We start from the raw sequence: 14,029 nt of genomic DNA on the forward strand, positions 1-14,029 counted from the left end.
ATTGTCTTTATTAGCCTTATGCTCATTTAGTCATAGTTTGCTGAGTGCGTCAATGGAGATAATTTTTAATCACAATACACAATCTGTTTTACAACATCGAAATTCATTAGTTTAGCCCATAAAAAAACCTCCAGCCATAATGACTAGAGGTTTTATTTATTGGCACGTCGTTACTATCTAATTCGTATAATCTTATTCATATGATGCCACCATCAACGACTGATGCTGCTACGATGGCATACCGTATAAGTCAGACTAAAATTAAACACGCTCAATGATAGTAGCAATACCTTGGCCAAGACCGATACACATCGTCGCTAGACCGATTTCAGTATCTGACTGCTCCATCGCGTTTAGCAAGGTAACCGTGATACGAGCACCAGAACACCCTAGTGGATGACCTAGCGCAATCGCGCCACCGTTGATATTGACGATGTCTTGCTTATCCGTCAAGTTCAAGGCTTTTAGTACTGACAAGCCTTGCGCTGCGAATGCTTCGTTTAGCTCGATGGTTTGCATATCATCGATGCTCATGCCAGCACGCTTAAGTGCTTTTTGCGTAGCAGGTACAGGACCGTAACCCATGATAGCGGCATCACAACCGGCCACAGCCATGCTGCGAATACGAGCGCGCGGCTTAAGACCTAGCTCTTTGGCTTTCTGTGCGCTCATCACTAGCATTGCAGACGCACCGTCAGATAATGCAGATGACGTTGCAGCCGTCACCGTACCACCTTTAGGATCAAAGGCTGGACGTAGATTTTGCATTTGCTCCATCGTAGCATCAGGGCGAATCACTTCATCGACGGTACATAGTTGCAAGCGACCAGCAGCATCATGACCTTCGATACCGATGATTTCATTGTCAAAACGACCTTCAGTGGTCGCAGCCCATGCACGGCGATGAGACTCAAGACCAAAGGCATCTTGCTCTTCACGGGTGATGCCATTCATACGGCCCAACATCTCAGCAGTCAAGCCCATCATGTTTGAAGCTTTTGCATAATGCTTTGATGCTTCAGGGTTAAGATCAACACCATGCATCATGCCGACGTGACCCATGTGCTCTACACCACCGATGATGAACACATCACCTTGGTTGGTCATGATTTGGGCAGCAGCAGTGTGTAGCGCCTGCATAGAAGAACCACATAGACGGTTAACGGTTTGACCACCAGCAGTCTTTGGAATACCAGCCAGCAGACCGATGTTACGACCGATGTTTAGACCTTGCTCTAGTGTCTGATTGACACAACCCCAGATGATGTCTTCAACGTCGCGTGGGTCGAAATCGTTACGTTCAACCAATGCACGTACCAATTCAGCAGACATGCTATCAGCGCGAACGTGACGGAACATACCGTTTTTGGTTTTACCCATCGCTGAGCGTACGCCATCTACGATGACCACGTCTTTTGGACTTAAAATTGTCATACTATCTTCCTTTTCAATTTTTATTGTCAGTGTAGTCAGTTCATTTTAATGCTATCAACTCGTCAATCTCGCTTAAAGTACAATACGTACATTTGCACTCGATTTCCTCGTACTAGCATTAAATGAAACTCACTATAATCGTACGTTCACTATTGGAGACGATTCATGTCTCAATTGCTCTTAGCCTAAATAGCAAACGTACGGCACTTCATCCTAGTAGTGACTGCCTATTACGCTGTGGCGTAAAAGGTCTCGCCTGCGGCTGCCATATCGCGAATCTTTTGCGGCGCTTCATAGGCTTTGCCAAGATGGGCGTATTTTTCACACAATGCCAAGTAGTTATCTAGACCCATTTGGTCGACATAACGGCAAGGGCCACCACGGAATGGCGGGAAACCAACGCCCATAATCATCGCCATATCAGCTTCAGATGGCGTGCTAACGATATTGTCTTCTAGGCAGCGCACGGTCTCATTACAGAAAGCCAGCATAGTACGGTCGATAATCGCTTGATCGTCAAAGGTTTGCTTGTCGCTATCTGTCGTGGTTTTGAGTAGCTCATAAGTGGCTTCGTCAGCAACTTTCTTTGGCTTGCCGCGTTTGTCCATTTCGTACTTATAGAAACCAACACCGTTTTTCTGACCTAAGCGTTTGTTTTCATATAAAAGCTCAATAGCACCTTTATAATCAGGCTTCATGCGATCAGGGAAACCTTCTGCCATGACTGCTGCGCCATGTACACCCGTATCTAGACCAACGACGTCGATTAGGTAAGCAGGACCCATCGGCCAGCCGAATTTTTCCATGACTTTATCAACATGGACGAAATCAGCGCCTTGCTTAAGCAGCAAATCAAAGGCGCCAAAGTATGGGAACAATACGCGGTTCACAAGGAAGCCTGGACAGTCATTCACGACGACAGGCACTTTGCCCATTTTTGTGGCCAAAGCAACGGTCGTTGAAATCGCTTCTTCAGATGACTTCTCACCGCGAATAACTTCTACTAGCGGCATACGGTTTACTGGGTTAAAGAAGTGCATACCGACGAAGTTTTCTGGACGCTCAAGTGCTTCAGCTAAGAAAGTAATAGAAATCGTTGAGGTGTTTGACGCTAGGATGCAATCGTCTTTTACTAGACCTTCTACTTCTTTAAGAACCGCACGTTTGACGTTCGGATTTTCTACGACCGCTTCGATAACGATGTCAGTCTCAGCAAAGTCACCATAGTTAAGCGTTGGACGGATACGGCTTAAGGTTTCGCCCATTTTTGCTGGGGTCATTTTGCCGCGATCGACCATTTTGCCAAGTAGCTTGCTGGCTTCGCCCATACCAAGGTCTAATTGCTCAGACTTGATGTCTTTCATGATGATTGGCAAGCCTTTGCTGGCAGCCTGATAAGCGATACCGCCACCCATGATACCAGCGCCCAATACAGCCGCTTCATTGATTTCGTGTGCTTGCTTGCTATGCTGCTTCGCTAATTTCTTAACCAATTGATCGTTTAAGAATAGACCAACCAAGCTTTCTGCTTGTGGGGTTTTCGCCGCTTTTGCAAAATAGGTCGCTTCAACGTCGATCGCTTTGTCACGTGATAAATTCACATGCTTTTCGATTGCTTCGATCGCGAGCGCTGGTGCTGGGTACTGCTTAGGATTGGCTTTGGCAAAGATCATACCTTTAGCACTGTTGAATGCCATGGCTTGCTCAAGCTGATTTAGCTTAACAGGTACCAATTTCTCTTCACGTTTTGCTTTCCAATCAAGCTCACCTGAGATACATTTTTTGACCAAGTCAATCGCTGCATCTTGCAAGTCATCAGCAGGAACCGTCGCATCAACCAAGCCTAGCTTTAGTGCTGCTAGTGCTTTTTTAGGAGCGCCAGTCGCGATCAGCTCAAGTGCATTGTCGATACCAATGATACGCGTACTACGAACCGTACCACCAAAACCTGGGAAGATACCTAGCTGAGTTTCTGGTAGACCGATAATCGCTTTGTCACTCATGACACGGTATTCACAAACCAATGTCATCTCACAACCGCCGCCCATTGCCGCACCATTAATGGCAGCAACTTTTGGAAACGGCAAGTCTTCAAAACGATTGAAAGCGTCATTAACATGAACGACCCAATCTTTGATCTCGCTTTCTGACTTTTTGAAAGAACCGACGAATTCTGTGATGTCAGCACCAGCGATAAATACGCCTTTCGCCGAAGTTACGATAAGACCTTTTACGTCATCAGCTTTTTCTAAAGCGGTGACGGCTTCACCAAACTGCTTGTTGGTTTCGGCATCAAACTTGTTCACGCTCTCATTTTCGGCGTTGTACTGCATATTGGCGATGCCATCCTCTAGCATTGTCACCGTGATGCGATTTCCTTGGTATACCATCTGAAACTCCTTTCTATATAACGAAAGCTACGTTTTGAATTAAAATAAATAGCCAGTTACTGTTAGTAAAATGGGTAATAGCACTGTGCGCCTGTTGTGTCATAAAAACCAACACAGAGTCTACGCACGAGTGAAGATGTCTTTATTATCTAGCGCTCATGATGATGCACTTATTTTGCGTTTCTTACATGACATCATATGACACTTCATTTATATAATTTCTTTCAAGGTGCTGCTGTTGCAAGTGTTGATGTTATAAATATTGACTGAGATATGGTGCGATATGAGGCATCGACGACCAAATAACCTGAGTAAAAACCTATTGCCATCGTCACCAGATCATTTTCACGTCAATTAGTGTAGGGGATTATGCCCCTCACTGTCACAAGCTAATGCCATACTCGCAAGTCACTCTTAAATCGCTTGCAGGCATTTACCTTACGCTTAAAGTGTTTTAGTGAACAACCGTATACTTAGTTATCGAATTGAATCACTAACTTAGATAAACAATGAACCTAATCTTGAATGAGTACCATCTCAAAGATGGTAGACCGTTGGTGCTATCCGATTAATTGTACCTCGCTTAGCTTGCTCTTTTATCAGAACATATTCAACCAATGAGTGAAATCATCTATGCGTAACTAAATCTTGTTGTTATCTTTCGGCTGAAGTAAGCCTTGTCCCAAACAGACCGCAACAGAAAAATGCCAAAAACAATCGATTGATACTCTGTCTCACACAAGCAATATAATCGTTCATGCTACACTAACGATAATTTTATTACTCCTCTGATAAATGGTTGGATTATGACTGTTTCTTCTACGCCAAGCGTTATGCCTACTAGCTTTAAGTCTTTTAATCGCTCTGACAGCAGCACCGATAGCAATGCCAATAATAGCACCAAGCAATTCCATAGTGCTGTACGTGCGCAATTAGCCAAAGATATCGATGTGCTGTTTGCTTATGCCCAGCTACCAAGCCCACTGTTGGATGCCTGCCGTTATGTGATGACGGGTCAAGGTAAATTGGTGCGTCCACTGCTGGTCGCCAGCGCCTTTGCCAACGTGAATGATAATAATAATAAGAATGTTGATAATAAGTTTAATACAGACACGGCAGTCAGCGATGAATTAGCATCGTTATTAGAAAACGACTCAGATTATGATATGGCGCGCCGTGCCGCGTTGGCGGTAGAGCTGCTACATACCTATTCGTTGGTGCATGACGATTTGCCCTGTATGGACGATGATGAGCTGCGCCGTGGTCAGCCAACGGCTCATATCGTCTTTGAAGAATCGACCGCCCTACTCGCCGGTGACGTATTACAAACGCTAGCTTTTGAAGTATTGACCGCAGAGCTGCCTACCTTTGCGCCTTATGACTCAGATATTGCCAGCCAGCTGCTCGCTATATTTGCGCCGCGTGCTAGACGTATGGTCTCCGGTCAAATGCTAGATCTCAATGCAGAAGCCAGTGACAGCATTTCACAAAGCGATTTGGAAGCCATTCACCGTGATAAAACGGGCGCATTGATTGAAGCAGCCATGCTTATGGGTGGTATATGTGCTGGGGCGACGGCTCCGCAGCGTATGGCACTACAAGAGTGTGCTCAGCATATTGGCCTAGCCTTTCAAGTTCAAGACGATATTTTAGATGTCACCACCAGCACCGATACGCTTGGCAAACCTGCCGGCAGTGATGAAAAACTAGACAAATCTACTTACGTGAAGCTGATGGGTGTTGATCAGGCGACTGACTATGCACAATCGCTGTTTAATGATGGGCGTGCTGCCATCATTCGTGAAATGAGTAGTCATGAACTGAGTAGTGAAAACGAAAAAACAGATACAGACAACGACGCACTACTAGCACTAATTGAGTGGCTATGGTCGCGTAAGAAATAGTTTAGTGAATAACCGAAGACAAAAGATATCGTAGCAAACTTTATTACCCAAACGGCAGTGAGTGGTCAACATGGACAGTAACCCTACCCCGCGTATCTACCTTGGCACTGGTGGCTATAGCGATACCGATTTACTCGGTACGCTGTACCCTACTGGCACCAAAAAAACCGATTTCTTACGTGAGTACGCCAAGCAATATGGTGCGGTGGAGATTAACAGCAGCTTCTATGCGCCTATTGGACAAAAAGCGTTCGCGGGTATGGTCAATAAAGCCTACGTGCAAGCCGACAGCCAGTTAAAATTTGCCGTCAAACTACATCAAGACTTTACTCATGCACGCAAAGGCACTGCCGAACACGCACAAGCATTTCTAAACGCCTTATCTCCGCTTATCGAAGCAAATGCTCTAGCACCTTTGTTACTCCAGTTTCCGCATGGTTTTGATCGTACTCGCGAGCATCGTCTCTATCTGGCAGAGCTTGTCAGTTGGTTTCAAGACTACCCACTCACCATTGAGTTTCGTCATAACGCTTGGCACACGCCGCAAGTGGTCGATAGCTTTCGGCAGCAAGGTCTGATTTGGTGTAGCGTTGATTATCCCAAGGTTAGCGGACTGCCACCATCACGATTGATATTCACTGAACGCACTGGCTACCTGCGTATGCACGGCAATAATCTAAATTGGTGGGATGCGATGAGCGCAGCTGACCGTCATGATTATCGTTATAGTGAAGCTGAGATGCAGGACTGGGCGCAAGCGATTGCTAATCAGCGCCAGCACTTTGATACGCTCTATATCTTCTTTCAAAACACTGTCAATGCGCATGCTTTTTATAATATTGCGATGTTGCGGGAAGCTTTGGGTAAGTTTGGGTTTGAGGTGTTGTGATGTCGAATAGTAATATTAGTTGCGAGTATCAATTAAAATTGGAAAGAATGCAAAATTGCTCAACTGTCTGTATATTTCAGCTAGGATCTAACTACTAGCTTGTTTTTATAAGTATATTGTACCAATATTGATACTAGTAAGTAGTTAATATCTATATACAAGGAAAAAGCATGATAGCTTTAGCTATGTTTAATAACAAAGGTGGAGTTGGTAAAACTACTCTTACATGTAATATTGCTTCTTATCTAGCAAAGAAGGAAGGAAAAAGAGTCTTAGTCATTGATTGCGATCCTCAATGTAATGCAACTCAGTTGATTATGGGTGAAAGTTATGCGGCTGAATTATACTTTTCTGATTCAGCTGCAGGTATGACGACGACAATTAGTGATATTTTAAGACCTATTGAAGATGGTGACTCGACTATTTCCGACAGTATCATTCCTATTAAAAGTTCAGACAACCGCTTTGGGGTAGATTTAATTCCAGGTCACCCATCCTTTTCAATAATTGAAGATCGACTTGGAGCTGCTTGGCATGATTTGACAGGCGGGGACATTGGTGGAATAAGAAAGACTAACTGGAATACTTTTCTCAAAGAGAAAATTAAGAATAACTATGACTATGTTCTTTATGATTTAGGACCTAGTTTGGGCTCTATTAATAGAAGCGTACTTATCGGTTGCGATAAGTTTATGACTCCTATGGGAACTGATATTTTTAGTATACTGGGGATTCGTAATATCTCAACATGGTTGAAATCATGGGTTGACCGGTATCAAGTTGGTCTAGAACTATCTGAAAGAAATTCGCCAGGAAGCTTAAGTCGTTTTAATATTGATAGTAACAGTAGTCTTCCAATAACGAAAGGATATGTCGGTTATACAATCCAACAATATATAACTAAGTCTAAAGGTGGTGTTAGAAGACCTACTCGTGCGTACGAGGAAATAATTAAGAACGTTCCAACAGAAGTAGAAAACTCGTTATCAGAATACTTATCATTGGGTATGAATAATACTAACCTTCAATTAGGTGATGTTCCTCATTTATATAGTCTCATTCCACTAGCACAGTCTGTTTCAGCCCCTCTTTTCGAATTAAAAAGTAGTGATGGAATTGTTGGGAGTCAGGGAAAGCAAAAAGAGCAATATGAAGTAATTATTGGCGGCATATGCGCTAACCTTCTTGACAATATTACTCTAGGACGATGAATATGTGGCCTAAAGCTTTGATTGAAGAACTTGCAGCAAGACGTTGTGTAATATTTTTAGGTGCAGGAGCATCCGCTGGTTGTAAAACTGTCGGTACAGATCCCAAGAGTCCTCCAAATTGGGAACAATTATTAGAAGGCCTGAAAAGTATTGCGAGGGATAAAGATTCTTTAGAAATAGTTGATGATTTAATCGCTAAAGAAAAATACCTTGATGCTGCAGAAATTTTATTTGGAAGCACTAATCGCGCTGACTTTTCCGCCTATATAAGGGATATTATGGCGGTACCCAGATATCAACAATCCTCTATACATGAAAGTATCTTAACTATTGATCCCAAAATTGTCGTTACAACAAATTATGATGATATATATGACAATTATTGTAGAAGTGGACAAGAAAGTGGCTTATATAATGTTTGTAAATACTATGAAAGTCATTTAGTTTCAGACTTAAGGTCACCTGTTAGACAAATTGTAAAAGCGCATGGTTGTATTAGCGATCCTTCAAAAATGGTACTTACAAGATCTCAGTATTTTAAAGAACGTCAAAATCATCCAAATTTCTATAAAGTACTTGATGCTCTATTTTTAACAAATACATTATTTTTTGTTGGTTATAGTCTTTCTGATCCAGATATTCAATTGTTGTTGGAAAACTCTAATATTGCTTATGAAAATTCACACCCTCATTATGCTCTTGTTTCTGAAGGTATAAACAAGTCTATAAAAGAAGCATATAGAGAAGCTTATAATATTGATTTTATTGAGTTTCCTACTGATGATTATAATAGAGCTAACGAAATGTTAAACGAACTCCAATTATTAGTTACTGAAAGGCGTCAAGTAAATCCTGCGTAATGATAAAGTTTATTAGAGCGTGTCATCAGTTAGATTGTGGGGCTTAAAATGAGAAAAATTGCAGCTAAACAATGAAGATCTCGCCATAAATATAAACATATTGACAAGATTTCTGACGATGTTTGACAAAATTTAGCCATTTTAAGGCCACTAAATGTATCAATGTGCTAACTGATGACACGCCCTAGTTAGTCTTTAGAAAAGATATTAGACAAAATCAATATAAAAATTAAAAGAACATACTTTCAAAGAGTTATAACTAAGTTTAAACAAAAAAAAGGACGCCTCTCAGCGTCCTTTTTTATCAATCAAATACTTGAGTTAAAGATTACTCTTCAACGCCAGCATCTTGACCTTTATATTTTGCGTTTGCGTAGTCCCAGTTCACTAGCTTGTCTAGGAACGTATCTACGTAGTCAGGACGACGATTACGGTAATCAACATAGTACGCATGTTCCCATACATCACAAGTCAATACAGCGACTTGGCCGTTCGCTAGTGGCGTACCAGCGTTAGGTGTTTTAGCGATTGACAATTTACCACCGACTTTATCAGCCACTAGCCAAGCCCAACCTGAACCAAACTGCGTCAATGCTGCGTTTTTGAACTCTTCACGGAACTTATCATAGCTACCGAAATCTTCTTCGATTTTAGCTTTTAGATCGCCAGTAGGTTCGCCGCCGCCGTTCGTTGGCGTCATGCAGTTCCAGTAGAACGTGTGGTTCCATACTTGAGCTGCTTGGTTAAACATACCTTGTTTGCTGTCATCGTTAGCAGTTGCTAGGATGATTTCTGGCAACGTTTTGTCTTCTAGACCAGAACCTGGTAGCAAATCGTTAAGCTTGGTCACGTATGCATTATGATGCTTGTCATGATGATACTCTAGCGTCTCGGCACTGATATGTGGCTCTAGTGCGTCTTTTGCATATGGTAGTTCTGGCAATGTAATGTTTGACATAGTTATTTTATCCTTGCTGTTTAGCCGTTAGTTTATAAAATTGATCATAGAAACTGAATTTTACGCTATTTTTACACCGCAAAAAACACTATAAAATAGCGGACTAAATTGGCTGAGTTTATTGTTAGAAATGAATGTTATCGCTTGATACATGTTACTGCTCAATACAATATCACGTATCATTATGAATCCAAAATTAACCTAGCGGTTACTACTTGCTATTATTCTTTGCTTAAAAGCCAAGTGTTTGACTTCATAAGCATTTATTAATTAAATATTCAAAAGTTACAGGATATAACTCGCTGTAGCTTGGCGACTATTATAGCAACAATGACCAAAAGTATCAGTTACCAAATGTTATAGACCGTACAATCAGTATAGCCATTAGCTATGTATTAGCGGATAGCCCAAGCTACCTCACAGACATCAATGACTACTGCAAATATGACGGTTAGCTAGATTTATAGCCATAGTAAAAGACACTAAAAATAAAAGCTAGATTAAACAGACTACACATAACCACTTAACGGAAAGACACTATGACCAACACGAGCACCATCGACACTCCCCTACACGCGACACAATCAACGCCGAATAGCCAATGGGTACTCGCCAGTAATAACAAAGGCAAGCTGGCTGAATTCAAAAGATTGTTTGCTGAAGCGAATTTGGATGTGATGATCATCCCGCAAGGTCAGCTCGATATCGAAGATGCCATCGAGGATGGCTTGAGCTTCGTCGAAAACGCCATTACAAAAGCCCGTCATGCTAGCCGTATCAGCGGACTGCCTGCTATCGCTGACGACTCAGGACTGTGTGTGCCTGCACTCGGTAACGCACCGGGCATCTACTCTGCTCGCTATGCTGGTGAGCATGGTAACGATAGTAAAAATAACGCCAAGCTCATCGCTGACTTACAGCCTATTCGTACTGAGCACGCTAACGAGCCTATTAAAGGGTTATTTGTTTGCGTACTGGCGATGGTGCGTCATGCTGATGATCCATTGCCGATTATCGCCCAAGGATTATGGCATGGCGAGATTTCAGAAACAGCGCATGGTGATGGTGGCTTTGGTTATGACCCATTGTTTTGGATACCTGACTTACAAGCCAGTGCGGCCAGCTTGAGCGCTGCTGATAAAAACAGCATCAGTCATCGTGGTCAGGCGATTCGACAGCTACTGGCGCAGCTGCCTTTATAAGCAACTATAGTCAGTCCAATATTAAAAAGATACAGCGGGACTGGGATGAATTTTTTATAGCATCTGTCGGCATAGGCACAGCAAGCCAGAAAAATTTATACCAGTTTCGCGTTATTAAATACTGTATCCGTTTTATTGAGTATCAGCTATATAGTCAAGTCTATATAAATCAGCTTGTATCGTATTTGCTCCACTTTAAACCAATACGACTAGACTCTATATAGATAAGCTAAATAGAACATCGAGCGCAAAAGTATGAACGGTGCGTGACGTGCAACTGACGTGGTAAGTTTTGAGCGAACAAACGGCAAACAGATAATTTTTACTTTAATAATCAGATAGATTATACTGTTCTACTTTTAAAATTTTTGTCGAAAACCGTTATATGTCTGTATAATTCACCAAAAAGCGTTATTATGCGGTGCATTAACGGTTTATTATTGATATTTGATAGCATTTACAACCTCGGCGGTTTTATATTTTGTGCTGGCAGCGATTGCTACCGATACTGATATGGACGTTGCGGGCTATCATTATCCCCTATTTATTCCAACGGCAATCCGTTGTACACGCCCGTATTTTGAGGCTCGGTTTGTCTATTACCATTTAATCCTAAGTACTGCTTAATTTTAAGTACTATCTAATCCTAAAGGTGTAATTAACATGGCTACAGATTTACAAGTCACAACCAACAAGCTATCTAACAAAGAAACCCAATTGACAGTTAAAGTACCTGTCGAAAAAATTCAAAACAAAGTCGAAGGCCGTATTCGCCAAGTTGCGAAAACTGCCAAGATTGACGGTTTCCGTAAAGGTAACGTCCCTATGTCACACATCCGCTCTCAGTACGGTGCTGGCATTCAACAAGAAGTTATCAACGATGTGATCCGTGATACCGTTTTTGAAGCGATCAAATCTGAAGACATCCGCGCGGTTGGCATGCCTAACATCGACGACGTAAAACTTGAAGATGATTTCTTGGTTTATCAAGCGACTGTTGAAATCTTCCCAGAAGTAGACGTACAAGGTATCGATGAGATCGAAGTTGAGCGTCATACTGCCAAGGTTGATGAAGCTGACGTTGACACCATGATCGAAAACCTACAAAAGCAACGTGAAGAATTCGTTGAGAAAAAAGGCATGGCTGCAAAAGACAACCAAGTGACTTTTGACTTTGAAGGCTCTATCGACGGCGAAAAATTCGAAGGCGGCTCTGCTGAAGACTTCAAATTGGTTATCGGTAGCAACCAAATGATTCCTGGCTTTGAAGCGGGTATCAAAGGCATGAAAGCTGGCGAAGAAAAAATCATCGAAGTAACTTTCCCAGAAGATTACCAAGCTGAAAACCTAGCGGGTAAAGAAGCTCAGTTCAAAATCAACGTAAAACTGGTTGAAAAATCTAAGCTACCTGAAATCGACGATGCGTTCCTTGAGCTATTCGGCGTAAAAGAAGGCGGCGTTGAAAAACTAAAAGACGACGTACGCAAAAACATGGAACGCGAAATCAAAAACGCTGCGCGTAGCCAAGTTAAGCAAGCGACTTTTGATGCATTGCTAGAAAAGAATGAGTTTGACGTACCAAACGCTATGCTAGAGCAAGAAATCGAGCGTCAACGCAACATGATGATGCAACGTTTTTCTCAGCAGTTCGGCTCTAACGCTGAAAGCTTCGATAAAGACATGCTACCAAATGAGCTATTTGAAGAGCAAGCGCTACGTGCTGCCCGTCTTGGCATCATCGTTGCTCGTGTTATCGATACCAAAGGCTTAGAAGTAGATCAAGCACGCGTTGAAACGTTTATCAAAGAAGCGGCTGAAAACTACGAAGATCCAAGCGAGGTAATCGAGTACTACACCACTGATAAGCAACAGCGCGCTAACATTGAGTCTGTAGTACTAGAAGACCAAGTGGTTGATTATCTAATCGAGCAAGGTAAAGTAACTGACAAAGAAGTGAGCTACCAAGACTTGCTAGCTGCTCAGCAACAGCAGCAGCAAGCGATGTAAGATGATGCTCTGATTATTCATCAGTGTCGTCACATCAGCGCTAATCGGTAACCATGCTTGAGCGATGCCCTAACATTTTGTTGGGGCATTTTTATTGGTGGCTTATATGCTATCTTTATCCATACTTTATAGCAGCTCCCCTTGATAAATCCATACAGACGCCTTATTAATAGGGAGTCATTTATCGTTTGTCACATTAAAACGTTACTATTGCCCCCATAAAAAAGTTACCATTGGTTCAATTATTTTTAGCGACATCTGGTGCTTATTATTTTAGCCAGTTAGTATTATTAAAAGATGGCAACATTTACAATGATAAGCATTAATAAAAGCTTGGCTGTTCGCTAATCTCTATTTCTTTATTTTATGTACTTATAAACAGGACATCTCTATGACAGATTATGATCGTATTACTGCTAACCCGCATTTTGATATGCTGATGAGTGCGCACAATACTGCTCAAAGCGCGCAACACACTCAAAGCGCCCCTCAGGCTGCATTAGTGCCTATGGTTGTAGAACAATCAGCACGCGGTGAACGCTCGTTCGATATTTTCTCACGCCTATTACGTGAGCGCGTTATCTTTTTGACTGGTCAAGTCGAAGACCATATGGCCAACTTGATCGTCGCACAGCTATTGTTTTTAGAAGCTGAAAATCCTGATAAAGATATTCACTTGTATATCAACTCACCAGGCGGCTCAGTAAGTGCTGGTTTGGCTATTTTTGATACCATGAACTTTATCAAGCCTGAAGTATCGACCATTTGCATGGGCGGCGCGTATAGCATGGGTTCATTCCTATTGGCAGCTGGAGAGAAAGGCAAGCGTTATGCCCTAGCCAATGCTCGAGTGATGATTCACCAGCCATCAGGTGGCGCACAAGGTCAAGCAACTGATATCGAAATTAATGCGCGCGAAATTTTAAAAACTCGTGCACGTTTGAATAAGATATTAGCTGAGCGTACGGGTCAGCCAGTAGAAAAAATTGAAAAAGACGTCGAGCGTGATTATTGGTTGGATGCCGAAGAAGCCAAAGAATACGGCTTGGTCGATGCAGTATTAGAGCGTCGCCCTGCTTCTTTATAATTACTGCATAAGAGCACAAGCTTTGATGAGCATCAAAAGCCTGAACGTTATGCGTTTTGGCTTTGATGTCAAAAATCAAAATATTTG

10 protein-coding genes are annotated in these 14,029 nt (G+C 42.2%); 7 read left to right on the forward strand and 3 right to left on the reverse strand.

What is annotated here, in order from left to right; all coding sequences use genetic code 11:
* Positions 1-261: 261 nt before the first annotated feature.
* Together fadA and fadB are read right to left on the reverse strand one after the other, a co-directional pair.
* Complete coding sequence (fadA, locus tag J5X94_RS12765) at positions 262-1,434, reverse strand: acetyl-CoA C-acyltransferase FadA (protein ID WP_189586714.1); 1,173 nt, start codon at positions 1,432-1,434, stop codon at positions 262-264.
* Positions 1,435-1,664: 230 nt separating this feature from the next.
* Positions 1,665-3,824 (reverse strand): fatty acid oxidation complex subunit alpha FadB, encoded by a 2,160-nt coding sequence (gene fadB, locus J5X94_RS12770; protein ID WP_210541487.1) that lies wholly within the window; start codon positions 3,822-3,824, stop codon positions 1,665-1,667.
* An 806-nt stretch (positions 3,825-4,630) separates the two neighbouring features.
* Between fadB and J5X94_RS12775 the strand changes: the two genes are divergently transcribed.
* The 4 genes from J5X94_RS12775 (at position 4,631) to J5X94_RS12790 (ending at position 8,688) form a co-directional block, all read left to right on the forward strand.
* Positions 4,631-5,728 (forward strand): polyprenyl synthetase family protein, encoded by a 1,098-nt coding sequence (locus J5X94_RS12775; RefSeq protein ID WP_210541488.1) that lies wholly within the window; start codon positions 4,631-4,633, stop codon positions 5,726-5,728.
* Between the two features lie 70 nt (positions 5,729-5,798).
* Complete coding sequence (locus J5X94_RS12780; RefSeq protein WP_210541489.1) at positions 5,799-6,617, forward strand: DUF72 domain-containing protein; 819 nt, start codon at positions 5,799-5,801, stop codon at positions 6,615-6,617.
* Positions 6,618-6,787: 170 nt separating this feature from the next.
* The gene (locus J5X94_RS12785; protein WP_210541490.1) at positions 6,788-7,828 is read left to right on the forward strand and encodes a ParA family protein; all 1,041 of its coding nucleotides are present in this window, start codon (positions 6,788-6,790) and stop codon (positions 7,826-7,828) included.
* Between the two features lie 2 nt (positions 7,829-7,830).
* Positions 7,831-8,688, forward strand: coding sequence for an SIR2 family NAD-dependent protein deacylase (locus J5X94_RS12790; protein WP_210541491.1), 858 nt, complete (start codon positions 7,831-7,833; stop codon positions 8,686-8,688).
* 328 nt (positions 8,689-9,016) lie between these two features.
* Here J5X94_RS12790 and J5X94_RS12795 read toward each other — a convergent pair whose 3' ends face one another.
* Entirely contained in the window at positions 9,017-9,646 is a 630-nt protein-coding gene (locus tag J5X94_RS12795; protein WP_201593112.1) for a superoxide dismutase, read from the reverse strand.
* A 539-nt stretch (positions 9,647-10,185) separates the two neighbouring features.
* Between J5X94_RS12795 and rdgB the strand changes: the two genes are divergently transcribed.
* The 3 genes from rdgB (at position 10,186) to clpP (ending at position 13,942) form a co-directional block, all read left to right on the forward strand.
* Positions 10,186-10,848, forward strand: a complete 663-nt coding sequence (rdgB, locus tag J5X94_RS12800; protein ID WP_228293265.1) for an RdgB/HAM1 family non-canonical purine NTP pyrophosphatase — start codon at positions 10,186-10,188, stop codon at positions 10,846-10,848.
* Between the two features lie 663 nt (positions 10,849-11,511).
* Positions 11,512-12,855 (forward strand): trigger factor, encoded by a 1,344-nt coding sequence (tig, locus tag J5X94_RS12805; protein WP_194621088.1) that lies wholly within the window; start codon positions 11,512-11,514, stop codon positions 12,853-12,855.
* A 391-nt stretch (positions 12,856-13,246) separates the two neighbouring features.
* Entirely contained in the window at positions 13,247-13,942 is a 696-nt protein-coding gene (gene clpP / locus J5X94_RS12810; RefSeq protein WP_026037287.1) for an ATP-dependent Clp endopeptidase proteolytic subunit ClpP, read from the forward strand.
* Positions 13,943-14,029 lie beyond the last annotated feature (87 nt).

This window comes from Psychrobacter sp. K31L, assembly GCF_017942195.1.
Classification (GTDB): domain Bacteria; phylum Pseudomonadota; class Gammaproteobacteria; order Pseudomonadales; family Moraxellaceae; genus Psychrobacter; species Psychrobacter glaciei.